This is a genomic window from Youngiibacter fragilis 232.1 (assembly GCF_000495435.3).
GTDB lineage: Bacteria > Bacillota > Clostridia > Clostridiales > Clostridiaceae > Youngiibacter > Youngiibacter fragilis.
This window is the reverse complement of record NZ_AXUN02000183.1, coordinates 65,179-92,178: the sequence shown is the minus strand read 5'-3', so window position 1 is coordinate 92,178 and position 27,000 is coordinate 65,179. Positions and strand designations below refer to the sequence as shown.

The 27,000-nt window shown below is 47.1% G+C and carries 24 protein-coding genes and 1 other RNA gene; 21 read left to right on the top strand and 4 right to left on the bottom strand.

Annotated elements, in window-relative coordinates; all coding sequences use genetic code 11:
• The first annotated feature begins 497 nt into the window (after positions 1-497).
• The 8 genes from T472_RS12015 to T472_RS11985 all read left to right on the top strand — a co-directional run bounded on the left by T472_RS12015 (position 498) and on the right by T472_RS11985 (position 7,432).
• Complete coding sequence (locus T472_RS12015) at positions 498-1,385, top strand: PH domain-containing protein (RefSeq protein WP_023388034.1); 888 nt, start codon at positions 498-500, stop codon at positions 1,383-1,385.
• Positions 1,386-1,417: 32 nt separating this feature from the next.
• Positions 1,418-2,116: a tRNA (adenine(22)-N(1))-methyltransferase gene (locus T472_RS12010; protein ID WP_023388033.1), complete on the top strand. Its 699-nt coding sequence runs from the start codon at positions 1,418-1,420 to the stop codon at positions 2,114-2,116.
• Positions 2,107-2,919: a Nif3-like dinuclear metal center hexameric protein gene (locus T472_RS12005; RefSeq protein WP_023388032.1), complete on the top strand. Its 813-nt coding sequence runs from the start codon at positions 2,107-2,109 to the stop codon at positions 2,917-2,919. Before T472_RS12010 ends, T472_RS12005 begins: the two co-directional genes overlap by 10 nt.
• 23 nt (positions 2,920-2,942) lie before the next feature.
• An RNA gene (gene rnpB, locus T472_RS12020) (RNase P RNA component class A) lies at positions 2,943-3,285 on the top strand.
• Positions 3,286-3,740: 455 nt separating this feature from the next.
• A complete protein-coding gene (locus T472_RS12000) occupies positions 3,741-4,559 on the top strand; it encodes a transporter substrate-binding domain-containing protein (protein WP_023388031.1) in 819 nt (272 codons plus the stop codon).
• A 62-nt stretch (positions 4,560-4,621) separates the two neighbouring features.
• Positions 4,622-5,389 (top strand): amino acid ABC transporter permease, encoded by a 768-nt coding sequence (locus tag T472_RS11995; protein ID WP_023388030.1) that lies wholly within the window; start codon positions 4,622-4,624, stop codon positions 5,387-5,389.
• Between the two features lie 14 nt (positions 5,390-5,403).
• Positions 5,404-6,144, top strand: a complete 741-nt coding sequence (locus T472_RS11990) for an amino acid ABC transporter ATP-binding protein (protein WP_023388029.1) — start codon at positions 5,404-5,406, stop codon at positions 6,142-6,144.
• Positions 6,145-6,265: 121 nt separating this feature from the next.
• Complete coding sequence (locus T472_RS11985) at positions 6,266-7,432, top strand: MFS transporter (RefSeq protein ID WP_023388028.1); 1,167 nt, start codon at positions 6,266-6,268, stop codon at positions 7,430-7,432.
• A 79-nt stretch (positions 7,433-7,511) separates the two neighbouring features.
• Here the strand turns inward: T472_RS11985 and T472_RS11980 are convergent, their stop codons facing one another.
• Positions 7,512-8,363, bottom strand: a complete 852-nt coding sequence (locus tag T472_RS11980) for a 2-oxoacid:ferredoxin oxidoreductase subunit beta (protein ID WP_023388027.1) — start codon at positions 8,361-8,363, stop codon at positions 7,512-7,514.
• Positions 8,360-10,042 carry a 2-oxoacid:acceptor oxidoreductase subunit alpha gene (locus T472_RS11975; RefSeq protein ID WP_023388026.1) on the bottom strand — a complete coding sequence of 561 codons (1,683 nt, stop codon included), beginning with the start codon at positions 10,040-10,042 and terminating at the stop codon, positions 8,360-8,362. The genes T472_RS11980 and T472_RS11975 overlap by 4 nt, the downstream gene beginning before the upstream one ends.
• Positions 10,043-10,422: 380 nt before the next feature.
• Between T472_RS11975 and gcvT the strand changes: the two genes are divergently transcribed.
• The 7 genes from gcvT (at position 10,423) to T472_RS11935 (ending at position 18,978) form a co-directional block, all read left to right on the top strand.
• Positions 10,423-11,508, top strand: coding sequence for a glycine cleavage system aminomethyltransferase GcvT (gene gcvT / locus T472_RS11965; protein ID WP_023388025.1), 1,086 nt, complete (start codon positions 10,423-10,425; stop codon positions 11,506-11,508).
• Between the two features lie 17 nt (positions 11,509-11,525).
• Positions 11,526-11,912 carry a glycine cleavage system protein GcvH gene (gene gcvH, locus T472_RS11960; protein WP_023388024.1) on the top strand — a complete coding sequence of 129 codons (387 nt, stop codon included), beginning with the start codon at positions 11,526-11,528 and terminating at the stop codon, positions 11,910-11,912.
• Positions 11,913-11,914: 2 nt separating this feature from the next.
• On the top strand, positions 11,915-13,255 hold the full coding sequence (gene gcvPA, locus T472_RS11955) for an aminomethyl-transferring glycine dehydrogenase subunit GcvPA (RefSeq protein ID WP_040907478.1): 1,341 nt from the start codon (positions 11,915-11,917) through the stop codon (positions 13,253-13,255).
• Positions 13,256-14,713 carry an aminomethyl-transferring glycine dehydrogenase subunit GcvPB gene (gcvPB, locus tag T472_RS11950; protein ID WP_023388022.1) on the top strand — a complete coding sequence of 486 codons (1,458 nt, stop codon included), beginning with the start codon at positions 13,256-13,258 and terminating at the stop codon, positions 14,711-14,713.
• Complete coding sequence (gene lpdA / locus T472_RS11945; protein ID WP_023388021.1) at positions 14,695-16,098, top strand: dihydrolipoyl dehydrogenase; 1,404 nt, start codon at positions 14,695-14,697, stop codon at positions 16,096-16,098. The genes gcvPB and lpdA overlap by 19 nt, the downstream gene beginning before the upstream one ends.
• Positions 16,098-17,072, top strand: a complete 975-nt coding sequence (gene lplA / locus T472_RS11940) for a lipoate--protein ligase (RefSeq protein ID WP_023388020.1) — start codon at positions 16,098-16,100, stop codon at positions 17,070-17,072. Before lpdA ends, lplA begins: the two co-directional genes overlap by 1 nt.
• 457 nt (positions 17,073-17,529) lie before the next feature.
• Positions 17,530-18,978: a tryptophanase gene (locus tag T472_RS11935; protein ID WP_023387589.1), complete on the top strand. Its 1,449-nt coding sequence runs from the start codon at positions 17,530-17,532 to the stop codon at positions 18,976-18,978.
• 91 nt (positions 18,979-19,069) lie between these two features.
• Here the strand turns inward: T472_RS11935 and T472_RS11930 are convergent, their stop codons facing one another.
• Positions 19,070-19,912 (bottom strand): CAP domain-containing protein, encoded by an 843-nt coding sequence (locus T472_RS11930; protein ID WP_023387588.1) that lies wholly within the window; start codon positions 19,910-19,912, stop codon positions 19,070-19,072.
• A 389-nt stretch (positions 19,913-20,301) separates the two neighbouring features.
• Positions 20,302-20,433 (bottom strand): hypothetical protein, encoded by a 132-nt coding sequence (locus T472_RS20520; RefSeq protein ID WP_023387587.1) that lies wholly within the window; start codon positions 20,431-20,433, stop codon positions 20,302-20,304.
• 321 nt (positions 20,434-20,754) lie between these two features.
• Here T472_RS20520 and msrA point away from each other — a divergent pair, with 321 nt between their 5' ends.
• From msrA to T472_RS11900, 6 genes are all read left to right on the top strand, one after another.
• A complete protein-coding gene (msrA, locus tag T472_RS11925) occupies positions 20,755-21,234 on the top strand; it encodes a peptide-methionine (S)-S-oxide reductase MsrA (RefSeq protein WP_023387586.1) in 480 nt (159 codons plus the stop codon).
• On the top strand, positions 21,234-22,139 hold the full coding sequence (locus T472_RS11920; protein WP_023387585.1) for an RNA methyltransferase: 906 nt from the start codon (positions 21,234-21,236) through the stop codon (positions 22,137-22,139). The genes msrA and T472_RS11920 overlap by 1 nt, the downstream gene beginning before the upstream one ends.
• 178 nt (positions 22,140-22,317) lie before the next feature.
• Complete coding sequence (gene mglB / locus T472_RS11915; protein WP_023387584.1) at positions 22,318-23,349, top strand: galactose/glucose ABC transporter substrate-binding protein MglB; 1,032 nt, start codon at positions 22,318-22,320, stop codon at positions 23,347-23,349.
• Between the two features lie 62 nt (positions 23,350-23,411).
• A complete protein-coding gene (mglA, locus tag T472_RS11910; RefSeq protein WP_023387583.1) occupies positions 23,412-24,944 on the top strand; it encodes a galactose/methyl galactoside ABC transporter ATP-binding protein MglA in 1,533 nt (510 codons plus the stop codon).
• Between the two features lie 9 nt (positions 24,945-24,953).
• A complete protein-coding gene (gene mglC / locus T472_RS11905) occupies positions 24,954-25,979 on the top strand; it encodes a galactose/methyl galactoside ABC transporter permease MglC (protein ID WP_023387582.1) in 1,026 nt (341 codons plus the stop codon).
• A gap of 28 nt (positions 25,980-26,007) precedes the next feature.
• Entirely contained in the window at positions 26,008-26,997 is a 990-nt protein-coding gene (locus tag T472_RS11900; RefSeq protein WP_023387581.1) for a LacI family DNA-binding transcriptional regulator, read from the top strand.
• The last annotated feature ends 3 nt before the right edge of the window (positions 26,998-27,000 follow it).

The following is a 27,000-nucleotide window of genomic DNA, read 5'->3' as shown; positions in this document are numbered from 1 at the left end:
CCGAATGTCATTGTAGGAGGCTTCGACAGGGTTGATTCCCATAAAGTCCAGCCATTCAAGATAGGACCTGAGGAAAGACTGGTAGCTTTTCCTGGTATTGCTTGTCAGGTCTCTGAGCTCCAGGTAATGGTCCAGTTGAGATACATAGTTTTCTATCGTGATCTTGTCCATAGGTAACTCCTTTCAATCAAGCGCAGTGAAAATGGTTCGTAAGCGCTTAGGAGGAGGTCTGGGGGGCAAGGACAAAATTTCAAAGGTAATGTTGTTGAATCTGACCAAATATGGTAACATAGGCGTACAAATAGTAGTTGTCCTCCTTTAGGTTATTTGTAGTTTGTCGTGATTCCACAATAAACCAACAATGGGGATTAAACTACTATTTTTTTGCGTAAAAAAAGCCTCTGTCAATTCAAGAGGCATAAGTATAGAATTGAGTTAAGGAACTATCGCGTAGCGATTTTGTTCAATCAGTGTGAGTAGAAGGGAGGACTGATTTCATGGTATACAAGGCTGAAAGCAGCAGCATGGGAGATTCGATGCTTATTGCCTCTATTGCGGCACTGGCGTTCTTTTCCGTTCTGTTCAACATGTCCGGGATTCCAGTCCTGAAAACTGTCTTTGCCATGCTGATGTTCATATCGGTAATCATGGGAGCATATTTTGTTACCCTCGTAAGGACACTACAGTACAGGCTGACAAATGACGCTTTGCATATAGAAGGCTTGTTCGGGCTGGTCCATGAAGTGATACCCGTAAACAGCATCAGGGGATACACGCGAAGGATAACGCTCATAAGCAAGACTGGTCTCATGGGATACATCGTACGCAAATACTATATCGGCTCATCCTATGTGGATGGTGTCGGGAACGTGAAGATGTACATAACAAGCTCCAGAAACTCCATCTATATTGGGACAGACCTTGGAATATTCGGAATCTCACCGGAAGCCCCCCTGGCATTCTCAGCACATATGGACGACCTGAACGTGCCTCTGGTTGAAAAGCTTGAATACAACAAGAGCTTCGACCACGCGTGGAGTGAAAGGCGATTCCGCCAACTCCTCAGGTATGTGTGCATAGTTCTCGTTCTGGCTGCTGTACTGCCCCTTCTTGCAAAGAGTGCCGGATTTCTGCCGCCATACGTGCCGGAGGTTTTTTCAGGCGGTAAGCGCACATCATTCATGCCGACAGAAGCATATCTCCGGAACCACATTTGGTTCAGTGGCCTGAATGCTGTTATTCTTGCTGCAGCCGCAGTAATCTCCAGGTATTACAAGAAGATCGACACCATATACTATTACAGGCTTCTTTATGCTCCATTGGCCATGACTCTGGCAATAATGGTTTTGATGGTTAATGTGCTAATTCCGGTACTAGTGTGGTAAAATATAGTCAAAGTCAAAATGTGAGGATATATATGGATATAAGCAGAAGAATAGCGAGGCTCATAGAGATGGTTCCAAAATGCACTGCAATGGTCGATGTGGGAACGGACCATGGCTATGTACCTATAGGTGTCATCAAGGCTGGAAAGGCTGAAAGGGCAATTGCTTCCGATGTAAGGATGGGTCCGCTGAAAATAGCTGAGATGAATATCCGCGATGAGGGATTGTCTGACAGGATAAGGGTAGCTATCGGCAGTGGACTTAAAACCGTAAAACCCAGGGAGGTGGACGGTGCAGTAATTGCTGGAATGGGAGGCAACCTTGTCAGGGATATACTGATGGATTCCATGGATGTTGTAAGAAATCTGGATTATCTGATCATACAGCCGGCCCAGAATCCGGAGGTTATCAGGGAATACCTTTATACAGGGCCATACGAGATATTATCCGAGGACCTGGTTATGGAAGTTGATGGGAGATACTACGAATATATCATGGCAAGATACACGGCCAATGTATCCGAACAAATGGATACACCCATTGGATATGAGGTAAGCCCTTATCTGCTGAAGCACGGACATCCGCTTCTTTCCGGATTCATCAGGGAGAAGCTCAGGGAGGCAGAAAACATAATTTTGAAGCTCGATTTGAATTCGGACAACGCCAGGACGAAAAAAACGGACCTGGAACAAAAAATATTCAAGTTGAAGGAGATTGAGAAATGGCTTTGACTGTCAGAGATGTCATAGGAATCGTGGAATCCCATGCCCCTGTGCTATACAGGGAAGGTTATGACAACGTGGGCCTCATGGTTGGTGATGAGGCCGCGGAGGTTAAGGGTATCCTGTTTTCACTGGATACAACTCTTAAGGTGATAGAGGAGGCCCGTGACAAGGGCGCAAACCTCATAGTTTCACATCACCCGATGATGTTCAACAAACCTTCCAGCATCACTACAGGAACTGTGCAGGGGAAAAAGGTGATTGACCTGATAAAACACGGGATAAGCGTATACTCAGCACATACCAATCTGGATTCCGTCAAAAACGGGATGAATGACAGGTTGGTAAGGATGTTCGGATTCAAGGAAATCGACATCATGGAGCAGTGTGAATTCGACTACGACAGCGGAATCGGAAGACTGGTATACGTAAGAAGCATCCTTAATCTTGAAGGCTTCCTCAAGAAGACTGCGGAGATCCTTGGTACGGACAATATAAGGTATTCAGGAAGGCTTAACAAGAAGCTCAAGAGGATAGCGATAATCAACGGCAGCGGTCAGAGCTTTTTCAGACAGGCGATAGAGATGAGGGCTGACTGCATCCTCACGGGAGATACAAGCTACCATGAAGTGCTTGAGCTTGAGGAAATGGACATATGCGTAGTGGATCCAGGGCATTTCTCCTCTGAAAGGGCAGTATTCAACCTCATAATGAAGGGGATTTCAACGGAGATTACGGCAAAGAAGAATGTACCCATATTCTTCAGTGAAACCGAGAAGGACCCATACTCGATATATACTGGACAAAAATGATTTTATCTGATATCATGACAAAGCGAGTAAGCCAGACAGTCGCTGCTGACATTTGTCAGGAGAGGAAAGTCCGAGCTCCATAGGGCAGGGTGCTGGGTAACTCCCAGTGAGGGTGACCTTAAGGAAAGTGCAACAGAGAGATACCGCCACGCGAAAGCGGGGCAAGGGTGGAAAGGCGAGGTAAGAGCTCACCAGCACATTGGCGACTTTGTGGCTATGTAAACCCCACCTGGAGCAAGGCCGAATAGAGGGACTTTTGGAGCTGCCCGTTCCGTCCCCGGGTGCGCCGCTTGAGCCGTATAGAAATATACGGCCTAGATAGATGACTGTTTAATACAGAACTCGGCTTACAGACTTACTCGTACCATTGAGAATCAAGCCCTTTGGGGCTTTTTTCTTTCCGTAGGATCAAGTTTCCCATGAATTTGCCATAACAGTAATTTTATTCAGGCGGCAATGAGTTTACTGAAAGACAAGACAGATACCATGACAGGAGCTTGAACGTTCTGGTAATGAGTCTAATGCACTACGACTGCTGACCATAAGCCGGAAAAACATCGAAAGCAAATATCTGGAATAAAAACTCGTCTTAAAGGCCTCACTCCCAAAAGCACAGTATTGCCGGTGCCTTTTAAATGAAGAGAGAAAACCATGAAGCACGCGCTCGTAATGTTGAAATGCATAAATCTTCAGATAATTTGATAGTTATACAATAGCACTTGAAAAGAAGCTGTTTTAATGTTAAAATTACACATTAATGCGGGTATTTCGCATGGGAAAGGCTTATACCCGATGTAAAGATAGAGGAGAGATTTGTTGATATGGGAAGAAAACTAGGTTCAGTCCTTTTGACTCTTGTACTTGCTGTTTCTGTACTTGCAGGATGCGCTTCGAAAACTGACACTTCAAATCAGTTCAGGGTAGGAATGGAGGCAGGATATGCACCTTTCAACTGGACACAGATGGATGACAAAAACGGGGCTGTAAAGATAGATGGAGCTTCTGAGTATGCCGGTGGATACGATGTGGAGATCGCTAAGAAGATAGCCGCAGGGCTTGGCAAGGAGCTTGTCATAGTAAAGGTTGAATGGGACGGACTTGTCCAGATGCTTACATCGAACAAGATAGATGCTATAATTGCGGGAATGTCACCTACTGAAGAAAGAAAGAAGACAATAGATTTCTCTGACAACTACTACAAGTCGGATCTGATAATGGTGGTGAAGAAGGGTGGAGCATATGAGAATGCCAAGACACTCAAGGATTTCACCGGAGCAAAGGTCACCGCTCAGCTGAATACTTTCCACTACAGCGTAATTGACCAGATTCCTGGAGTAAAGAAAGAGACTGCAATGAGTGATTTCCCGGCGATGAGGGTTGCCCTCGAATCTGGAATCATAGACGGGTATGTATCTGAAAGGCCTGAAGGCGTGAGCGCAAGCTCAGCTAATGAGAACTTCACATTCATTGACTTCACTGAAGGTTTCGTAACATCAGCGGATGATACGGCAATTGCAGTTGGAGTAAGGAAGGGATATGACCTCACTTCAAAAATCAATGAGATACTTTCAAAGATCTCAGAGACTGACAGGATAAGCATCATGGATGCTGCAATAAAGAACCAGCCTGCCGCACAATAACAAACATGAAAACCGACGGCTTTTGAGCCAGTCGGTTTTCCCATGCAATAAGGAGAATGGATATGAGTCTTGAATGGGTGCAAAAAATTATAGTCTCTAACGGCCCCATGTTTTTAAGAGGAGCAGGGGTAACTCTGTACATTTCAATAATCGGAACGATACTTGGCACCCTGATAGGACTTCTGATAGGGATAATCAGAACCATACCGATCCCGGAAAGGGGACCGCGTCGAGCTATCCTTAAGGTTGCAAACGGCCTTCTTTCAGGGTATATCGAATTTTTCAGGGGAACCCCGATGATAGTCCAGGCCATGGTAATCTATTACGGGTCAGCGCAGGCTTTTGGAATCGACATGGACAAGCTTGCAGCGGGTATTTTCATAGTCTCGATCAATACCGGTGCCTATATGGCCGAGATAGTAAGAGGTGGCATTGTCTCGATTGACAAGGGCCAGTTCGAGGCAGCAAGCGCAGTTGGAATGACCCATGTGCAGACGATGATGAATGTCGTACTGCCTCAGGTCATCAGGAATATACTGCCTGCTACAGGAAATGAGTTCGTAATTAACATCAAGGATACTTCGGTCCTTAATGTCATTGCCGTATCTGAGCTGTTCTTCCAGACGAAGTCAGTTGCAGGAAATAACTTCAGATACTTTGAGTCATTTGCGGTCGCCTGCGTCCTTTATTTCATCATGACCTTCTCTGTCACCAGGATACTTAGGTTCCTCGAGAGGCTGATGGATGGTCCGGAGAACTTCAACCTCAGCGGTAACCAGATGCAGGTCGAAAGACCCGAGGATATGGCAAGAAAAAGCCATGGACAGTAAGGGAGGATAACCAGATGACTAAAGTCATAGAGATAAAGCATCTCAGGAAGAGCTTTGGAGCCAATGAAGTGCTGAAGGACATAGACTTCTCGGTAAACAAGGGCGAAGTCGTATGTATAATAGGAGCTTCAGGTTCAGGAAAGTCAACCCTTCTAAGATGCGTAAACCTCCTTGAGGAACCCTCGGGAGGAGAGATAATATACAACGGGGAGAACATCCTCGATGACAAGCATGACATATACATGTACAGGACAAGGCTCGGCATGGTGTTCCAGCAGTTCAATCTCTTCAACAACCACAATGTGCTGGCTAACTGCACTGTGGGCCAGATGAAGGTATTAAAGAGAAGCAAGGAGGAGGCTGAAAAGGTCGCCCTGAAGTATCTCTCCGTGGTAGGAATGGATGCATATGTGAATGCAAAGCCGAGGCAGCTGTCAGGCGGACAGAAGCAAAGGGTGGCGATAGCAAGGGCCTTATCCATGGAACCTGATGTCATGCTGTTTGACGAACCGACTTCAGCGCTTGACCCGGAAATGGTAGGAGAGGTCCTCAAGGTCATGAAGGAGCTCGCAGAATCAGGGCTTACCATGCTTGTGGTAACCCATGAGATGGGATTTGCCAGGGAGGTTGCCGATAGGGTGGTATTCATGGACAATGGAGTCATCGTGGAAGAAGGTCATCCTGAAAAGATATTCAATGATCCATCCCATGAGAGGACACGAGAATTCCTTAAGAGGGTACTCGACAAGTATTAGGATTTAAGGCATGGTTCGTATGGACTGTGCCTTTATTGTTTCAGGAATTGAAAAAAGAGAGAAGAAAACGATTTTGGGGATATAATGGAAGGGTAGAGAGAAGTAGCAAAGGGGATAAATGATGGAACACAGGAAGCTTGAGAACAGGTTGAAATTATACTATATCGTCTATTTTGCCTCGCTCGCGGCGTTTCTGCCATTCATCGCTGTTTATCTTCAGGGGAAGGGTCTCGATTTTGGAAGGATAGGAATAATTCTTGCGGTATTTTCAATAACGGGTGTTGCGGTACAGCCCATGTGGGGGTATGTCTCAGACAAGCTGCTTGGCAAGCGGAGGACACTCATGGTGCTTCTGCTTGGAGCGACTGCCGCTGCACTTGGCTTCAACAGAGCTTACACCTTCGCATCCATACTCGCAGTCATGCTCATATTCGTATTTTTCCAGAGTCCTGCGGCAATGGTGCTTGATTCACTGGTATACGAGCTTGCAGAGGATAATCCGGGAATGCAGTATGGCAGGTTCAGGCTCATGGGTTCTTTCGGATTTGCAGTAGGTGCACTGGCAATGGGGCAATTTGTCACGATGGCAGGTGTATCCAGGATATTCTGGGTGTTTGGGGCACTGTCTCTGGTGGGTGTTCTGATCCTTTCAGGTATCAGGTCAGGCAGGGGGAATTCGCATGCTCCGCTTAGAATGGAGGATGTAGGCGGGGTCCTGGGTGACCGGAGAGTGATTTTTTTCCTGGTTGCTGTTGGAGTGCTCAACATATCCATTGGAAGCAACAATTCCTATCTGCCGGTGCTCATGATATCTACAGGAGGAAACCTGTCACACGTAGGACTTATGAGCTTCCTGATCGCTATGGTGGAGCTTCCTTTCTTCTTCAACGGTGACAGGCTGATAGTGAAATACGGACCACTAAGGATGCTCCTGGTATCCGGAGTCATATATGCAGGAAGGTTCTTCATAGTCTCGACCCTGGATAACTTCATGACGGTGATGGCTGTACAGCTTGTGCAGGGTATCTCCTTCGCCTTGTACATGGTTTCATCAATGCATTATCTGAACAGCATAGTGCCTGCCAACATGAAGGCGACGGCGATGACGGTGTTTGGAGCAATGACGGTTTTCGGGAATTTCCTAGGCAACATGTTCGGAGGTCAGATAATCGAATCTACGGGAGTGTTCGTGCTCTTCAGGGTGCTTGCCGCAGTTTCGCTTGTGTCATGTGCTGTTGTTGCCTATCTCGCAAGGATAAGCAGGAATGCGGAAGACCAGCCTGCATGAGTAATAGAGATTGAAATGATCAGCAATATATCCTGGATTTAAACAGCCTGCATATCGATATGATATGCAGGCTGTGCTTTCAGATGAATTCTCTTATGAAGCCTTCTATCGCTTCTGTTTCCCTTTCCCTTGCGTATAGGGGCATGTCATGCAGGTGAGGAAGGTGGTCCATATATGAGGGCTTTTCCTCTCTGTAGATTATGCCTGTCGGGATCCTGTCGCCCCATTCCATGGCTTTTACCAGGGCGCTTGCCTTATCACCCGGATCATAGGTATCATCGAGCGCATACACGCGCTTCTTGTACCACTGGTAGGTGTTGACCTTATTGAAGCTCACACATGGCTGCAGTATGTCAAGGAGTGCATAGCCATTGTAGCTTATTGCCTCCTTCATCATAGCCTTAAGGTGTTCCTTGTCGCCTGAGAAGGACCTTGCCACGAAGCCGCAGCCCAGGGCTATTGCTGTCAGCATGGGATTAAGCGGCTGGTTTGTGACTCCTTCAGGAGTGAAATCAGTGACTGACCCAAGGTCGGAGGTAGGGGATGCCTGGCCCTTTGTAAGCCCGTATATCTGGTTGTCGTGGACGAAGTGGGTCATGTTGACGTTCCTTCTGATGTTATGAAGGAAGTGGTTCCCGCCTTCCCCGTAGGAATCACCGTCTCCTGTATCTATTATCACGGTCAGGCTGCTGTTTGCTATCTTTGCCGCCGCAGCCGGTGGCAGTGCCCTGCCGTGAAGTCCCTCGAATCCGTTGGTGTTGATGTATTGGGGGAGCTTCGCAGCCTGACCGATTCCGCCTACTACAAGCACCTCGTGCGGGCTGAGACCAAGCTCGGGAAGAGCTTCCTTCAATGCCTCCAGTATGCCGAAATCTCCGCATCCAGGGCACCATGCGGTGTCAAAGGTTATGAATTCCTTTTTTGATTTCATTTCAAAGCCTCCTTCAGCCTGGCTGCGATTTCTGAGCCGGACATTGGTCTTCCATCATATCTGAGTATGCTGTGATCCATCCTTAGTCCTGTCTCCTGCATGATGAGTGAAGCGAGCTGACCGTCATGGTTCTGCTCAACGTTCACCACTTTCCTGGCGTTATGAGCCTTATCAAGCAGGAGCCTCTGAGGAAGAGGCCATATGTCCCCGAAAACCAGGGCGCCAAAGCTTAAATCAGAATCCCCATTAAGTATGTCCAGGGCTTCCTTCACAGGGCTGTCAAGGCTGCCCCAGGCTACCAGGAGGATATCCGGATTGCCAGTGCCTGTGAATTCCGGTTCCTGCACTTCACCCTTAAGCAGCTGGAATTTCCTGTCCCTCTTGTCAACCATCATGATCCTCACTTCAGCCGATTCGGTTATGCTGCCGTTCTCATCATGCTCGTCGCTGTCCGAGTTGACACTTGTTCCTGGAATTGCGCCAGGGATAAGCCTGGGGGATATTCCTGAGTCCGTCATCCTGTATCTGCTGTAGGTCTCGCCTTCGTTGTAAGGGGCCGGATCGGCAATATGTCTGTTGACTTCCACTGACCTTACGTCAAAGGGACCTACAGTCCTGGTGCAGTCTGCAAGGTACTGGTCCCCAAGAATTATCACAGGAAGCTGGTACTTGTCTGCAAGGTCGAATGCCCTTGCTGTCTGATAGAAGGCATCTTGTGGGTTCCTGAGGGCAATGACCATCTTCGGGAATTCACCATGTGAAGAGCTTATGACAAACCTCAGGTCACTCTGTTCGGTTCTCGTAGGCAACCCTGTGGCAGGTCCGGGCCTCTGGATCTCAGCTATGACAAGTGGCGTCTCGGTTATTCCGGCAAGACCTACAGCCTCGACCATTAGTGAATATCCGCCGCCTGATGTTCCTGTCATCGCCCTTGCACCTGCATAGGAGGCTCCAATCGCCATGTTTATCGCAGCTATCTCATCCTCAGCCTGCTCAACGACGATCTTCGCCTTCCTTGCCCTTTTGACAAGGTAGCTCATTATTGATGTTGACGGGGTCATGGGGTAAGCGCTGTAGAACTTCATGCCAGCTGCCAGCGCTCCAAGGGCGATCGAGTCGTTCCCGTGGATAAGCATCTGTCCTTCAAGCAGGCCTCTGCCCATTTCAAACTTCTTGCTGGTAAGGGTCAGGCCCCTGTGGAATGCTGCAAGGTTTTCCCCTGCGACCTTCTCATCGAACTTTTCTGAAAGGATCGTGTCCAGATGAAGGTCATCAAGACCGAACAGGCCGGCAAGCGCTCCAAGCTGTACAGACGAGGCTGCCCTGGGGTTACCTGATTCTGCTGCAAGACGCTTTGCAGGTACTGATATCTTCCTTGGATCATCTGAAGTGACCTCATCGTCGCAGATAATGAATCCTGTTTCCTTAAGCCTCGCTGAATGGAGTATCAACGTTTCATCGTTAAGCGCAATTATACCGTCCAGCTCCTCGCTGTGTGACTTCACCTCTTCGTCCCCGAAGCGTACCTGAAAGAAATTGTGGCCGCCGCGGACTCTTGACATGTAGTCCTGAAGAGTGAACACATGGTAACCCTTTCTCTGAAGGAGCTTTGCCAGCAGGGAACTTAAAGTCTCCATACCCTGTCCCGCTGCTCCGCCTATTAGAATATTGTATTTCAATTAGCTTCACCTCTCTTTTCATGAACCCAGTATAGCGAATAATCTGATAAAATTTGGCAAGCTAACAGAAGGTTCTCTTAACTTTCACTCTTTGTTCACATGAAAAGGAAATATAATGGAGGTAGGAATGAAGACCAGAAAAACAAGCTGAATGTATGTTATGGCTTTCTTATCCAAGTACGGATTGAAGACCCGATGATTGTTGATAATTACGTCAGAATTCTGGAGCTTGTCACTATGTGTCCTTCCATCAAATACATCTATTTCGAGCGAAAAAGTTTTTAATGGCTCTCGTGAAACTGATTACAATGAATCGTTGAATACGTTTGAATAAATGGTATGATATTAGTGTAGGCAAGATAAACACAAGGAGGTATGAAGTGGACACATTGAAGAGAACACCGCTCTCTGAGGAATATGGCAGATACGGGGCCAGAATGGTGGATTTTGCTGGCTGGTATATGCCCATCGAATTCAAGGGTATCCTTCAAGAGCACCAGGCAGTCAGAACAGGCGCGGGGATATTCGACGTATCCCACATGGGCGAGATAACAGTGAAGGGCAACGATGCCCTGGCGTTCACGGACTATTTGATAACCAACGATGCACGTAAGCTGTCGGACAACCAGGTACTCTATACGTTCCTCTGCAGGGAAGATGGAGGCATAGTTGATGATATCCTGGTATACAGATTCGCGGCAGATGATTTTCTCCTGGTAGTTAATGCTGCAAACATAGAAAAGGACCATCAGTGGATACTCTCAAACTGCAGTGGATTTGACGTTAAAATCGAAAACATTTCGGATAAGGTGTCTCAGCTGGCAGTCCAGGGACCAAAGGCACAGGAGATTCTCCAGCCTATAGCAGGAAAGGACCTTAATTCGATAAAGTTCTTCCATGCGGACCATAAAGTGCTTGTAGACGGCATAGAGTGCATGGTATCAAGGACTGGATACACAGGTGAAGACGGATTTGAGATCTATCTTGACAATGCGGATGCACCTCGTCTGTATCACAAGATAATCAGCCTTGGAATCGAGCCGATAGGTCTTGGGGCAAGGGATACCTTAAGGTTTGAGGCCAATCTTCCGCTTTATGGAAATGAGCTGTCTGATACAGTCAGTCCAATTGAAGCCGGCTATGGATTCTTTGTGAAGACTGACAAGGAGAGTTTCATAGGAAAGGAAGCTCTTGCAAGGCAAAAGTCTGAAGGAGTATCCAGAAAGACCGTAGGATTCGAAATGGTCGAGAAGAAGATACCGAGGCATGGCTACCCTGTGACTGCAGATGGAAAGACTATAGGAACAGTTACAACAGGATACAAGTCGCCGACGCTTGATAAGTTTATCGGACTTGCACTGGTTGATGCAGCGTATTCCAGGCTTGGCACTGAAATCTACATTGAGGTTAGAGGCAAGGCTGCGAAAGCAGTAGTCACAAGCAGGAAGTTTCTTGAAAATAAATGATAAAAGGAGAGAGTGACATGTCAATAGTATTAGACGGACTCTATTATTCAAAGGACCATGAGTGGGTCAGGTTAGAAGATGGAAAGGCGTATATCGGAATCACCGATTTTGCTCAGCATGCCCTTGGAGCGATAGTATATGTGGAGCTCCCGGAGGTGGGAACTGAAATCGGTATGGATGAGAACCTTGGTGTAATCGAGTCAGTAAAGGCAGCGTCAGACATTCTGATGCCTGTAACTGGAACAATACTTGAAGTCAACATGGATTCTGTGGAAGACCCTGCAATAATCAATGCAGCACCCTACGAGAACCATCTTGTGGTAGTTGAGCTTAAAGACGAGGAAGAGCTGCAGGAGCTGCTGGACAAGGCGGCATATGAGGAATTCATCGCCAAGGAGGATTAATGATGCACCGTTATTTGCCGAACACTACCGAAGACATGAGGCAGATGCTTGAAGTCATCGGGATTGACAGTACGGAGAAGCTATTCGGGTCTATCCCGGATGGTGTGAAACTTGAGAGGGACCTGGAGCTGCCGCATTCGAAATCTGAAATAGAGGTCAGACGGGAGATAGGAGAAATGGCGGGGAAAAACCTCAGTGCAGATGACCTTGTCTGCTTCAGGGGCGCAGGATCCTATGACCGGTACATACCCTCAGCAGTAAAGCATATTGTTGGAAGAAGCGAATTTTACACTGCCTATACCCCATATCAGCCTGAGATAAGCCAGGGAACGCTCCAGAGCGTATTCGAATACCAGTCTATGATCTGCAGCCTTACTGGTATGGACGTGTCAAATGTGTCCATGTATGACGGGGCGACATCCTCTGCAGAAGCAGCTATCCTCGCCTCGGTGCATGCCAGAAGACCGAAGGTTCTGGTTTCCATGACCGTAAATCCGATGGTCAGGGAGGTGCTCTCAAGCTACCTGAAGTTCAGGAATGTTGACCTTGAATTTGTCGGGGAGAAAAACGGGGAAACAGATGCCGAAGAACTGAAAATGAAGCTTGATGGCAGCGTCGCAGGACTTATAGTGCAGTATCCGAACTATTACGGGATCATCGAGGATATCAGGGGGATCGAGGAAGCGGTGCACGGAAACAAGTCGCTTCTTATCGTAAACACCGACCCGGTATCCTTGGGGATACTCACCAGCCCGGGTGAACTTAAGGCCGATATTGTAGTGGGAGAAGCCCAGGGACTTGGACAGAACATGAATTTCGGAGGACCTGTCCTTGGATTCATGACAGCCTCTGAAAAGGTCATGCGAAAACTTCCGGGTAGGATCGTGGGGGAGACTACGGATATCGATGGAAAGCGTGCCTTTGTACTTACTCTGCAGGCCAGGGAACAGCACATCAGACGTGAGAAGGCCACATCAAACATATGCTCCGACCAGACCCTGAATTCGATAACAGCTGCCGTATATATGGCGGCGATGGGCAGGGAGGGGATACGTGAGGTTGCACTTCAGTCATTCAAGAAAGCCCATTACGCATGCAGGAAGCTTGTGGATACAGGTAAATTCAGACTGCTCCATGAGAAGCCATTCTTCTGTGAATTTGCGCTGGTTTGTGATATGAGTGCAGCGGAACTCAACAGAAGGCTCCTGGAAAATGGAATCCTTGGAGGACTTGATATATCAGGCGCCGGCAACTCCGATGGAAATGTAATGCTGGTCGCGGTGACTGAAACCAGGACAAAAGCTGAAATCGACAGGTTTGTCGAGATCATGGGGGTGGAGTAGATGGCTTACGAGAAGCTTATATTCGAGCTTTCAAAGAAGGGAAGAAAAGCATATTCACTTCCTGCTCTGGATGTGGAAGATATCGACGTATCAGAATACCTCCCGGAAGGCTATCTCAGGAAAGATGAGATAGAATTTCCTGAAGTCAGCGAGCTGGACCTGGTAAGGCACTATACACTTCTTTCAAAGAAGAACTACTCTATAGATTCAGGTTTCTATCCACTCGGGTCCTGCACGATGAAATATAATCCCAAGATAAACGAGGATATGGCTTCAAACCCCAAATTCTCCAGGCTTCATCCCCTTCAGGATGAGTCTACGGTACAGGGTGCCCTTGAGGTAATGTACAGGACACAGGAAGCCCTGAAGGAGATCACAGGTATGGATGCGTTCACCCTGCAGCCTGCAGCTGGTGCACATGGCGAGCTTACCGGACTCATGATCATAAAGAAGTACCATGAGGTCAGGAATGACACGAAGAGAAGGAAGATAATCGTCCCTGACTCTGCACATGGCACAAATCCGGCATCTGTCACAGTAGCAGGCTTCGAAGCTGTGGAGATACCTTCGATGAAGGACGGCTCAGTGAGCATAGAGGCATTGAAGGCGGTCCTTTCCGATGAGACTGCAGGCCTGATGCTTACAAATCCAAGCACCCTGGGTCTTTTCGAGAAGAATATCACTGAGCTGGCTGAGCTCGTTCATGCTGCAGGTGGGCTGCTATACTATGATGGAGCCAACATGAATGCGATAATGGGGATTGCACGGCCTGGAGACATGGGCTTCGACGTTCTTCACCTTAACCTACATAAGACCTTTTCAACACCCCATGGCGGAGGCGGACCCGGTTCAGGGCCTGTAGGAGTCAAGGCTAATCTGGCGTGCCATCTTCCGGTTCCTGTCGTGGCGAAGAATGGCGACAAGTATCGCCTCGATTATGTCATAGACCAGTCCATAGGCAGGATAAAGAACTTTTTCGGCAATTTCGGTGTTGTGCTCAGGGCTTATTCATACATACTGAGCATGGGGTCGGACGGGCTTAAGGAAGCCTCAACGAGTGCAGTCCTTAATGCGAATTACATCAAGGAAATGTTGAAGGATGATTACAAGGTCGCTATTGATGAGACCTGCATGCACGAGGTTGTTTTCGCTGGGATCAAGGACAAGGACACGGGTGTTACCACGCTTGAGATTGCAAAGAGGCTCATCGACTATGGATTCCATCCGCCAACGATCTATTTCCCGCTTATTGTGGACAGTTCGATAATGGTTGAACCAACAGAAACGGAAAGCATCGAGACTATGGATGAGTTCATAGCAGCGATGAAGAGCATTGCAAGGGAAGCCCGGGAAAACCCTGATCTTCTGCACAGCGCGCCGCACAACTCACCGGTCAGAAGGCTTGATGAGGTTAAAGCGGCAAGAAGTCCGAAGCTCAGATGGAAAAGAGAAGAATGATGGCAAAGAGAATAGTCATAATAGGTGGCGGATCAGGCGGATATGTATCCGCCATCCGTCTTTCAAGACATGGAAACGAGGTCGTTCTGATTGAAAAGGACAGGCTTGGCGGCACCTGTCTCAACAGGGGCTGCATACCTACCAAAGCGCTTTATGGAAGCGCTGAAACTCTGCATGCAGCAAGGAACGGAGGAAGCTTCGGGATCCATTTTGACGGGACCATTAATATTGACCCGTCAGGGATCCAGGAGAGGAAGAATGAGGTCGTAGGCAGCCTTGTTTCAGGAGTTGCACAGCTTCTGAAAGCAAATGGTGTCAGGGTAGTCAATGGCGAGGCAAGGATCCTCGACGGGAGTGTCCTGGCAGCTGACGAGGTGCTCAATTACGATGAACTGATTATCGCCACAGGCTCAGTACCAGCTGTACCGCCGATTGAAGGCATAGAACTTGAAGGTGTCGTTACGAGTGACGAGCTTCTTGGCTTTGAAGAGATACCCGCTGAGCTGATAATTATCGGCGGAGGAGTGATCGGCATGGAGCTTGCAGGGATCATGAACGAATTCGGGTCAAAAGTCACTGTCCTTGAGGCCATGCCTGCGATACTTCCGATGGTTGACAGCGAGATTGTCAGAAGGCTGACGCCAATCCTTAAAAGGAGCGGTATAGAAGTCATTACATCGGCAGTTGTCAATTGCATATGCGTGTCTGACGGCAGGCTTAGTGTCACCTATTCAACGAAGAAGGGTGAGGAGACAAGGAGCTCAGACAAGGTGCTCCTATCTGTCGGACGCAGGCCGAATACCTGCGGCCTTGGACTTGATGAGGCTGGAATAGCATATGACAGGAAGGGAATAATAACGGATGACAATTTCGAGACTTCAGTGAAGGGTATCTATGCCATAGGGGATGTCAATGGCAGGGTGCTGCTTGCGCACGCAGCTTCAGCACAGGCTGAGTATGTTGCAGAACTGATTTCGGGAAATGAAGCGAGCATAGGGAAAATCATACCGTCCTGTGTATTCATGTTCCCTGAAATTGCTCAGGCAGGAGAAACAGAGGACCAGCTTAAGGCATCCGGGACAGAGTATACAGTCTCAAAGTTCCAGTTCGGTGCCAACGGCAAGGCTCTGGCAATGGGTCAGGGTGAAGGCGTTATAAAAGTGCTCGGCGACAGGGGAGGAAAGCTGCTTGGAGTTCATATCATGGGGCCTCATGCATCAGACCTTATACATGAGGCGGTCCTGTTGATGGAGAATGGGCAGGGAGTTGAGGCTTCCAGGAGGATGATACATGCGCACCCTACGCTTTCTGAAGCGCTGCACGAGGCTGTAATGGGACTTGCAGGAGATGCAGTGCATATGATGCCGCAGAAGAGGAGGATATGATGAGATATATCTTAAATGAAAATACAGACCCATATTTCAACCTGGCAGCTGAGGAGTATCTTCTCAAGCACACTGGCCATGAAGTTTTCAGCCTATGGCGGAATGACAATGCAATAATAGTCGGGAAAAACCAGAACACCCTTTCAGAGATAAATACTGATTTTGTGAAGGAAAGGGGAATAAAGGTCGTGCGGCGCCAGACAGGCGGCGGAGCTGTATTCCATGACCTGGGCAACCTGAATTACACGTTCATAGTCAATGGCGGCGACAGCTTCAATGACTTCAAGGGCTTTGCAAAACCGATCATGGAAGCACTTGAGCAGATGGGGGTCCATTCTGAATTTTCGGGCAGGAATGACATGCTCATAGACGGGATGAAGTTTTCAGGCAACGCCCAGTGCAAGCACAAGGACAGGGTAATGCACCATGGGACTCTCCTGTTTTCATCTGTCAAAGCTGATATCAGCGGTGCGCTGAAGCCCAGGGACATTAAGTTCTCTGACAAGGCAGTTAAGTCAGTAGCTTCGAGGATCACCAATATCAGCGACCATATGCCTGAAAGGATGAGTGTCCTGGAATTCCGTGACAGGATATTCAGACACATCATGGAGGATTCAGGCATGGAAATAGAATCATACTCCGAAGAAGAAATCGCGGAGATAATGAAGCTGAAGGATGAAAAATACTCAACCTGGGATTGGAATTACGGCATGAGTCCTAAGTATTCCCAGACCAGGGAAATGAAGTTTGCAGGGGGCACTGTGGAAGCTACTCTTGATGCCAGGGATGGATACATCAGTGAAATAAGGCTGTACGGCGACTTCTTCGGAGTCAAGGATATTTCACTTCTCGAAGATGCCCTGAAAGGCATAAGGCACAGGGAAGAGGATATTGAAGGTGTGCTTGACAATGTGGGACTTGGAGAATTCATTGTCAATGTATCAAAGAGGGATCTGCTTGACCTGCTGATATGATAATAAAAGGTTAATAAAATGACCATATATACATCGAATCATATTGACACGATATTTTCAGGGAGTATAATTAAATAAATGCAGTGACTGGGAAGAAGTAAATGCGGGAAATGCTTACAGAGAGCAGCTGGACGATGAGAAGCGCAAGCAGATACCGCAATTGAATACATCCCAAGAGCATCTCACCGAAAGTAAGGCGAGTAGGCTGAGTACGGATTGCGCCCGTTATAGCGCCAGGGTATCGTGCTGAAAACACCGTACCTGATGAGGTTCATGCTGCGAGGTATGGACGAAAAAGGTGGTAACGCGATTGGACTCGCCCTTTGACATATGTCAAAGGGTGTTTTTTCGTCCTTTAAAGGATGCATAACTGGGGGGTGGATCATATGGATGATGATTATTATAAGTACTTGATGATAGCTGATGTGGAACTTCGGAACAAATGGAGGGATTCAAATTGTCAAATGTAAAATTCAAGACCATGGATCAGATGCCGCTGGAAATGCACAAGGTAAGGATAGTCCAGAAACTTAACCTTCTTCCTGTTGAAGACAGGCTCAAGGCGATACAGGAGGCTGGAAGCAATACATTCCTTCTTCAGAACAGGGATGTTTTCATGGACATGCTGACCGACAGCGGAGTTAATGCCATGAGCGACAGACAACAGGCTGCGATGATGGTGGCCGATGACAGCTATGCGGGAAGTGAGACATTCACAAGGCTGTCAAATACCCTTAAGGATATCTTCGGGATGGATATGTTCCTTCCGGCCCATCAGGGAAGGGCATGCGAGAACATAATATCCCAGGCCATGGTAAGGAAAGGTACGTTCGTTCCCATGAACTACCATTTCACTACCACAAGGGCACACATAAACCTTAATGGAGGAACCGTACTTGAGCTGATCGCGGACAAGGGGCTTGAGACGACAAGCGATGAGCCTTTCAAGGGTAATATGGATCTGGACAGGCTTAAGAACAGCATAGAGAAGGTCGGAAAGGGCAATGTGGCTTTCGTAAGGATGGAGGCAGGAACAAACCTCATAGGAGGTCAGCCTTTTTCGATAGAAAACCTTGAAGGCGTCAGCGCCATATGCAAGGAGAATGGGATAAGCCTTGTGCTTGATGCCAGCCTTCTGGCTGATAACCTGTACTTCATCAAGAAGAGGGAGGACAAGTACAAGGATTCGAGCATAAGGGAGATAACCGCGAAGATGGCTTCGCTTTGCGACATAATATACTTCTCGGCAAGAAAGCTTGGATGTGCTCGTGGCGGCGCCATCCTTACAAGGGACAGGGAACTCTTCAACAGGATGAAGGGGCTTGTTACACTATATGAGGGATTCCTGACTTACGGCGGAATGTCTGTCAGGGAAATGGAAGCTTTGACTGTAGGACTCGAGGAGACCATGGATGAGGACATGATATGCCAGGGCCCTGATTTCATACAGTTCATGGTGAATGAACTCAAGAAGAGAGGCATACCAGTCATCACTCCAGGCGGCGGACTGGGATGCCATATCAACGCAATGGAATTCGTAAGCCACATACCTCAGTCCGAGTACCCTGCAGGAGCGCTTGCTTCAGCCCTGTTCATCGCAGGCGGCATCAGAGGGATGGAGAGAGGTACGGTATCGGAAGACAGGGATGCAGACGGTAACGAAAAGCACGCTGACATGGAGCTTGTAAGGCTTGCATTGCCTAGAAGGGTATTTACACTTTCCCAGGTCATGTATGCGGTAGACAGGATAACCTGGCTGTATGAGAACCGTGAGTTGATAGGCGGCCTTGAGTTCACTGAAGAGCCGGCAATACTAAGGTTTTTCTTCGGAAGGCTCAAACAGAAGGGTGACTGGCAGGAAAGGCTGGCAGAAAAGTTCAGGAAGGATTTCGGGGTCAGCCTTTAATAAACAGGTAATCATAAGACAGAAGGAAGGACAGAAAACAAATTGCCTTCAGCGTCACCGCTGAAGGCAATTTCATTATAAATGCATTTTATTATCTTTTGAAATGCTGGGTTGCGAAATATGTAGGCATCTCTTTTCCCAGACTTGTGCTGTAAAGCATGCCCTTCACTATCCCTACCCCGATCTTGGTGTATTCCGGGTTGAGTATGTTCGCCTTATGTCCAGGCGAGGCCATCCAGGCTGCTACAATGGTAGCTGCTGTAGGAGCCGTTGTCGACGCTTTCTTATATATGTTCTCAGCGACATTGTAAACTGTAGTATGCTCGAACACGTTGTTCTCGAACATGTAGGCAGAATGATTCCTTGCTGAAGATGTCAGTGATGAATCCAGTATAAGTCCAGCAAGTCCAGCCTTTGATCTTTCTACATTTGTGAGCTTGACGACCTCTTCAGCCATCTCATATAGAAATGAGTAGGATGGTGTAGCCGGAGCTGGAGCCGGAGCTGGAGCTGGAGCCGGAGCCGGAGCCGGAGCTGGAGCCGGAGCCGGGGCTGGAGCCGGGGTTGGAGCCGGAGCTGGAGCTGGGGCAGGAGCTGGGGCAGTTGTGGTCTTCTTCTTTGCTGCGGTCGTTACCGGTGCGGTTGGCGCTGCAGCTTTCTTTACAGCTGGCTCAGAAACCGGAGTTTCAGCTGCCAGAACCTCTGTCGTTACGGGAATGGGTTCTGGCTTCACTCTTTCAGGAAGGCGTACCATATCCTTGTCTTCCTTGGAATAATGGGCAAAAGGAAGCCTTTTGAGTACGGCTTTGGTTTCCTGACCATAGACCTTCAGATTACCATCAGCTGCAGGTGCTGCCTTTTTTTCTGCAATCGTGCATGATGAAACCAATAGCGACATTAAAAGAACTGCCGATATTATCTTATATTTTTTCATTTTCAGAATCCCCTGTAAATTAAATCTAATTATATCCAACACCGATGGAAGCAAGTAATGTGCACCTGATTTAACGGAGTATCACTTTTTCGGTAAATTTATACTACCAGAAAAAATAAATTAATGCACATTCTTTGAATAGGACTTAATTTAAATTGTAAATAAAAAATTTATAAGCCATTGGTGTGAACTTATTGTTAATCGAGAATTATTGTCGAATGAAGAAAACCCTTATGGTTCATATATATTTTGTGTTCGAGTAATTTAACGGTCATTAAAATTTAATTTGAAAGAATTGTGAAATATCAGACTGGATGGGTTATATTATGTTGAAAAATTTTTGGTAAAAAAACTGCGGTACGGCGGGCCGTATCGCAGTGATCTTGCTTTTAGTTTGCAGTGTAGTATTCAGATGGGGTTATGATTGGTTTTGGTTCAAGATTCCTAAACTCCGAAGGCATCTTTTCATCCTCTGCAAAAGCGTTTGCTATGGCAACGAACAGTTCTTTTATAATGCTCATTTCGCACCTCCGTTTTCTTATGGCTTAATTATCTCAGCATTATATATGCAAGTCAAGATTCATAAATGAAACTGGAATGAAAGAAAAAAGTCTAATTGCGAAGAAAATAACAAAATATTGATTTGTATGTTGAAAGAGCTGTTTACATAGCGGTTATTGCTGAAAGCGAGCTATTTAGCCGTGAAAAATATGATTATTGAAGTTTGAAGTGTTTTTTATGAAGTGTGAATGGGAAATGCTGAAGGATATCCTGCTTTTTGGAAACATGGCACTTGTTCATTACATTTGGTACAATTGTAATAAACGGAAGGAGTGGTTGAATTGAAGGAGATAGCACTTGCAGGCGGATGCTTCTGGGGTGTGGATGAATATTTTTCAAGGAAGAAGGGCGTGATTTCCACTAAAGCTGGATATGCCAACGGGATAAAGGAAAATCCGACCTACAATGAGGTTTGCACTGGGAGGACCGGTCACGCTGAGACCGTGCTGGTAAAATATGATGAGGCTGTAATCGGTCTTACTGATGTACTTGAAAAATTCTTCAAGGTGATAGACCCTACCATATTGAACAGGCAGGGCAATGACAGAGGAACCCAGTACAGGACAGGGATATACTACCTGGATGAAGCTGATATTCCTGTAATCGAGGGATTCATAGAATCAAAGCGGAAAGAATATAGTGATCCAATCGTAACTGAGGTATTGCCGCTGAAGAACTTTTTTGATGCTGAGGAATATCATCAGGATTATCTTAAGAAAAATCCGCGTGGATACTGCCATATTGACCTTAATGCGGACTGATGCGGCTGGGAAAGGAAACTGGAATGGAATTCAAGGATCTAGGGAATCTGAGCAATGAGGAGAAGTCATCTGAAATACTGTCAAGGTATGAAGGACGCATTAAGGCAGCAGGGAGGAAAACCCCTGTCATAGACAAGATACAGGGACTCAACAGCAACACCAGGCCGAATCCTGAGAAGCTGGCCGTGCTGGAGGGGATATGGGCGATTGACCTTGCGCTTAGGTACTCAACAGGAATGAAGTATGTTATCGTGTGCCCGGAACGGATAAGGACGATAGAAGCACAGAGACTGCTTGACAGCTGCATAAATGTCTCTGAGGAATGCTACTACGTATCGGAGAGGGTATATGATGTCATCAGTGAGAAGGAAGGCGGTCATGGACTGATGGCGGTCTGCTATCTGAGGCCGAAGACCTTCGATGAGGTTTATACTGGCAGGGAATCTGTGGTCATGGTGCTTGATGGACTTGAGATACCAGGAAACGTGGGTACCATACTCCGGTCATGTGAGGCGACCGCAGCAGACCTGGTAATCATTACAAACAGAAAGACGAGGCTCAACCATCCCAAGCTTATCAGAAGCAGCATGGGTGCTGTCTTCAAGGTTCCTGTGGTAGAAGCGTCATATGATGAGGCTTTCGCATGGCTTGTCAAAAACGGCTACAGGGTCATCCTTACTGATACAGCGGCTGAGAAAGCATACTACGAGGCTGATTATAAGGGAAGGATAGCCATTGTGATGGGTTCTGAGAAATATGGAGTATCCGAAGGCTATTATGATCTGCGGCATGAAGGGATAATGATACCAATGCTTGGGGAGCTGGATTCATTGAATGTCGGTGTGGCGGCTACCATAGTACTGTATGAGGCTTCATTGAAGAACAAAGGTTATATGAAGAGGTAGAAAAGGGTCGTCAGACCCTTTTTCTAATGCTTTGACTATCGAAGTAAAATTTAGTAATAAATTTAGTAAAAATTTACTAAAGCTGTTGACATCGTTTACTCAAAACAATACAATCATGTTGTAAACGTTTGGTGAAGAACATCAGGCGGAGACAAAAAGATATATTGGGGGTATATTCATGAAGAAAAAACTCATTGCAGCTGCAGTACTCGCTGTCGCAGCCATCTCCTTCACAGCCTGCGGTTCAAAGGAACCTGCAAAGACGGAGCTTCCAACCATTGGAGCAACAATCTACAAATTCGATGACAATTTCATGTCATATGTAAGAAGAGGACTTGAATCTGCGGCGACAGGTAATGCTACTCTTGAGCTTGTGGATTCCGCGAATGACCAGGCGAAGCAGGGCGAGCAGGTTGATACGTTCATATCGAAGGGTGTTAAGGCACTTGCAATAAACCTTGTTGACCCGAAGGCGGCTCCTACGATAATCGCAAAAGCCAAGGAGGCGAAGCTTCCTGTAATATTCTTCAACAAGGAGCCGGAGGCTGCCGCGCTTGCTAGCTATGACAAGACCTGGTATGTAGGAACTGAGTCCAAGGAATCGGGAATCATGCAGGGACAGGTAGTTGCTGATGCGTGGAAGAAGAACACTGCAAAGTGGGACAGGAACGGCGATGGAAAGATACAGTATGTTCTCCTTAAGGGCGAACCTGGACATCCTGATGCAGAAGCGAGAACTACATATGTAATACAGACTGTAAAGGAAGCCGGAATCGAAGTTGAAGAGATTGCGATGGATACAGCTATGTGGGATGGAGCCAAGGCTTCAGAGAAGATGCAGACATGGCTTGCTGCCTATGGCGACAAGATAGAGTTCGTAATAGCAAACAATGACGGTATGGCTCTTGGAGCGATCACTGCACTTGAGGGTGAGGGTTACTTCAAAGACAACAAGTTCATGCCTGTAGTAGGAGTAGATGCTATTCCTGAAGCGCTTGTAAAGATCAAGGAAGGCAAGCTTGTCGGAACAGTGCTTAACGATGCAAAGAACCAGGCAAAGGCAACGTTTGACCTTGCACTCAATGCAGCCCTTGGAAAAGATGTCCTTACAGGAACAAGCTGGAAGCTTGACACCAACAAGGCAGTCAGGGTACCTTATGTTGCGGTCACTATCGACAATATTGCTTTTGCAGAGGAATCCTACAAATAACTGATTTCAACCAGGCATGAGACACGAAAGTGTCTCATGCATTTTAATAAGGAGGTGCCGTGATGACAGGCGCATCAGAATACAGGAAAGCTGATGATAACGGTGACCGCTATATACTTGAGATGATTGGGATAACTAAAGAGTTTCCCGGAGTCAAGGCCCTTGATGGGGTAACATTCAGGGTTAGGCCGGGGACGGTGCATTCGCTCATGGGAGAAAACGGAGCGGGGAAATCGACTCTGATGAAATGCCTTTTCGGTATGTACAAGAAGGACAGCGGTGAAGTATATCTCAGCGGAAGCAAGGTCGAATTCCAGAACTCGAAACAGGCCCTTGACCACGGAGTATCCATGGTTCATCAGGAGCTTAACCAGGTACCTCACAGGAGCATAATGGATAACATCTGGCTCGGCCGGTACCCATCCAAAGGCGGATTCATCGAAGAGACCAGGATGTATGAGGACACAAAGGCGATCTTCGAGGACCTTGACATTGACCTGGACCCTAGGAGAAAGGTCAATACACTTTCAGTTTCACAGAAGCAGATGGTAGAGATAGCGAAAGCAGTCTCATATGACTCCAGGGTGATTGTCATGGATGAGCCTACTTCTTCGCTGACAGAGAAGGAAGTTGACCATCTTTTCAGGATAATCGACAGGTTAAGGAAAAAGAATGTAGCAATAATCTATATTTCGCATAAGATGGAAGAGATACTTAAAATTTCCGATGATGTCACCATAATGAGAGACGGCAGATGGATATCAACTGAGGATGCAAAGACACTGACGATAGATGGAATCATCAAGATGATGGTTGGCAGGGATTTGTCCCACAGGTTTCCTGAGAGAAGCCATAAGCCTGGAGGCAGGATACTGGAGGTCGTTGGTCTTACATCGCTGCATCAACCCTCGATAAGGGACATTACATTCGACCTCAGGGAAGGTGAAGTGCTTGGGGTGGCAGGTCTTGTTGGAGCGAAAAGGACTGACATACTCGAATCACTTTTCGGGATCAGAAAGCTAAGCAAGGGTGAGATCATCCTGAAGGGCAAGAAGTGCCTTAATACCAGCCCGGCAGCGGCAATGGCCAATGGTTTTGCAATGGTCACCGAGGAGAGAAGAGCAACAGGAATATTCGACAAGCTAAGTGTCAACTTCAATTCTGTTGTGGCAAACCTTGGGAGCTATGTTAGGGGAGGACTCCTTGATTCAAGGTCCATGGAAAAGGACACCAAATGGGTAATCGATTCAATGAGCGTCAAGACCCCGGGACAGAAAACCCAGATAGGTTCGCTTTCTGGAGGAAACCAGCAGAAGGTCATAATAGGGCGATGGCTTCTGACCAAGCCTGAAATACTGCTTCTTGATGAACCGACAAGAGGAATTGACGTAGGTGCCAAGTTCGAGATCTATCAGCTGATGAACAGCCTTGCAGCCGAAGGCAAGGCAATCATAATGGTTTCTTCGGAAATGCCTGAGCTCATCGGAGTCACTGACAGGATACTTGTCATGAGCAATGGAAGATTGGCGGGTATCGTCGAAACTAAAGAGACGGACCAGGAGGAGATCATGCGCCTCTCCGCAATGTATCTATAGGAGGTCTATATGGAAAAGTTCAATCTTAAAAAATATGCTAACCCGCAGTGGCTTGTGGACCACGCCATATACATAGTGCTGCTTCTGCTTATTCTCGTGATAATAATCAGAGAACCGAATTTCCTGCATATCAGGAACTTCAGGAACATTCTCTCCCAGTCGGCAATAAGGATGATCATCGCACTAGGTGTCGGAGGAATACTTATTATTCAGGGGACTGACCTTTCAGCAGGAAGGCAGGTAGGACTTGCGGCAGTCCTTACAGGATCAATGCTTCAGGCAACAAGCTATGCATACAGGATGTACCCGAACCTGCAGGAGCTTCCGATAATAGTACCGGTGCTTATTGCGATCCTTGCAACATCGCTCCTCAGCGGTATAAACGGTGTTGCAGTGTCTGTATTCAAGGTGCCGGCGTTCATTGCAACACTGGGTATGCAGATAGTTGTTTATGGAATAACATCAATATATTTCGACAGACCCCCATACGGTGCACAGCCAATTGGAGGTTTCGACCAGAAGTTCACAGATTTCGTTGTGGGTAAATTCTTTGCCGGCACAAACTTTGAGATTCCATATCTTGTTGTGTATGCCATGGTAGTTATTGTCTTCATTTACATACTCTGGAATAAGACCCGTTTCGGCAAGAACATGTATGCAATAGGCGGAAATCCTGAAGCGGCGACAGTATCCGGAGTAAATGTAAGAAAGTATATCATACTAGTGTACATTCTCGCGGGTATCCTTTATGGCTTCGGTGGCTTCCTCGAGGCAGGAAGAGTTGGTTCTGCAACCAACAACACTGCCAACATGTATGAACTTGACGCCATAGCAGCCTGCGTGGTCGGAGGAGTGTCCACATCTGGAGGTATAGGAACAGTTCCAGGCATCCTGACAGGTGTGCTTATTTTCACTGTAATCAACTATGGCTTGACATTCATGGGTGTCTCGACGTATCTTCAGTATATTATCAAAGGACTGATCATAATTACGGCAGTAGCAATCGATATTAGGAAATATATCAGGAAGAACTGATGCTGTCTAAACAGAAGAAGGTGTGAAAGTGGCAACGATCAAGGACATTGCAGAGAAAGCCGGTGTCTCGATTTCGACGGTCTCCAGGGTTCTGAATTTCGACGAAAGCCTCAAGGTAACAGCTAAGACCAAGAGGCGGATACTTGAGATAGCTGAGGAATTCGACTATGTGACTGTCAGGGACAGAAAGAGCAGAAGCGGTCAGAAGATAGGGATACTTAACTGGTATGACTCAGAAAAGGAGCTTGGGGATCCCTACTATCTTTATATCCGGCTAGCCGCAGAAAAAAGATGCCATGACCTCGGGGTAGAGGTCGTCAGAATTGATTTCGACTGTGATGAAGATACTGCGAGAAAACTCGACGGTATTCTGGCCATTGGCAAATATGGCCGGAGCGATATTGATAACCTGATGAAACTGAACGAGGAGATTGTATTCACAGACTTCTCTGCTGACAACAGATGTGACTCAGTGGTAATTGACTTCAAGGAATCCATGGACCTTGCCCTCGGATATCTCTATGGAAGGGGACACAGAAGGATAGGATACATCGGTGGAAGGGAATTCTTCCCTGACAGGGATGAGGTATCCGACCTGAGGTTCAAATTCTACAAGGAGTTCATGCTCATGAATGACATATACCATGAGTCAGATTGCTATTTTGCGGATTTCTCCCTGAAAGGCGGCTATCGGCTGATGAAGGAAGCATTGGAGAAGCCTGATCGCCCCACTGCATTCTTTCTAGGAAATGACAGCATGGCTCTTGGTGCGTACAAGGCAATATCGGAGGCTGGACTTGATATTCCGAATGATATAAGCATAATAGGGTTCAATGACCTGCCTGGATCGAAATACATGGTGCCCTCACTGACTACAATAAGGGTTTATCAGGATTATCTGGGTCAGGCAGCTGTGGACCTGCTTCTGGAAAGTATCGGAAGCAACAGGGAATTCAGGAAGAAGGTAGTGATACCGGTCAAACTGATGGAAAGAGATAGTGTAAGTGATAATATTTGATGC

What these genes read in the sequence shown, in the direction of transcription:
- T472_RS12015 (WP_023388034.1), top strand. Translation starts at nt 498, where the DNA reads ATGGTATACAAGGCTGAAAGCAGCAGCATGGGAGATTCGATGCTTATT.
- T472_RS12010 (WP_023388033.1), top strand. Translation starts at nt 1,418, where the DNA reads ATGGATATAAGCAGAAGAATAGCGAGGCTCATAGAGATGGTTCCAAAA.
- T472_RS12005 (WP_023388032.1), top strand. Translation starts at nt 2,107, where the DNA reads ATGGCTTTGACTGTCAGAGATGTCATAGGAATCGTGGAATCCCATGCC.
- T472_RS12000 (WP_023388031.1), top strand. Translation starts at nt 3,741, where the DNA reads ATGGGAAGAAAACTAGGTTCAGTCCTTTTGACTCTTGTACTTGCTGTT.
- T472_RS11995 (WP_023388030.1), top strand. Translation starts at nt 4,622, where the DNA reads ATGAGTCTTGAATGGGTGCAAAAAATTATAGTCTCTAACGGCCCCATG.
- T472_RS11990 (WP_023388029.1), top strand. Translation starts at nt 5,404, where the DNA reads ATGACTAAAGTCATAGAGATAAAGCATCTCAGGAAGAGCTTTGGAGCC.
- T472_RS11985 (WP_023388028.1), top strand. Translation starts at nt 6,266, where the DNA reads ATGGAACACAGGAAGCTTGAGAACAGGTTGAAATTATACTATATCGTC.
- T472_RS11980 (WP_023388027.1), bottom strand. Translation starts at nt 8,363, where the DNA reads ATGAAATCAAAAAAGGAATTCATAACCTTTGACACCGCATGGTGCCCT.
- gcvH (WP_023388024.1), top strand. Translation starts at nt 11,526, where the DNA reads ATGTCAATAGTATTAGACGGACTCTATTATTCAAAGGACCATGAGTGG.
- gcvPA (WP_040907478.1), top strand. Translation starts at nt 11,915, where the DNA reads ATGCACCGTTATTTGCCGAACACTACCGAAGACATGAGGCAGATGCTT.
- gcvPB (WP_023388022.1), top strand. Translation starts at nt 13,256, where the DNA reads ATGGCTTACGAGAAGCTTATATTCGAGCTTTCAAAGAAGGGAAGAAAA.
- lpdA (WP_023388021.1), top strand. Translation starts at nt 14,695, where the DNA reads ATGGAAAAGAGAAGAATGATGGCAAAGAGAATAGTCATAATAGGTGGC.
- lplA (WP_023388020.1), top strand. Translation starts at nt 16,098, where the DNA reads ATGAGATATATCTTAAATGAAAATACAGACCCATATTTCAACCTGGCA.
- T472_RS11930 (WP_023387588.1), bottom strand. Translation starts at nt 19,912, where the DNA reads ATGAAAAAATATAAGATAATATCGGCAGTTCTTTTAATGTCGCTATTG.
- T472_RS20520 (WP_023387587.1), bottom strand. Translation starts at nt 20,433, where the DNA reads ATGAGCATTATAAAAGAACTGTTCGTTGCCATAGCAAACGCTTTTGCA.
- T472_RS11920 (WP_023387585.1), top strand. Translation starts at nt 21,234, where the DNA reads ATGCGGCTGGGAAAGGAAACTGGAATGGAATTCAAGGATCTAGGGAAT.
- mglB (WP_023387584.1), top strand. Translation starts at nt 22,318, where the DNA reads ATGAAGAAAAAACTCATTGCAGCTGCAGTACTCGCTGTCGCAGCCATC.
- mglA (WP_023387583.1), top strand. Translation starts at nt 23,412, where the DNA reads ATGACAGGCGCATCAGAATACAGGAAAGCTGATGATAACGGTGACCGC.
- mglC (WP_023387582.1), top strand. Translation starts at nt 24,954, where the DNA reads ATGGAAAAGTTCAATCTTAAAAAATATGCTAACCCGCAGTGGCTTGTG.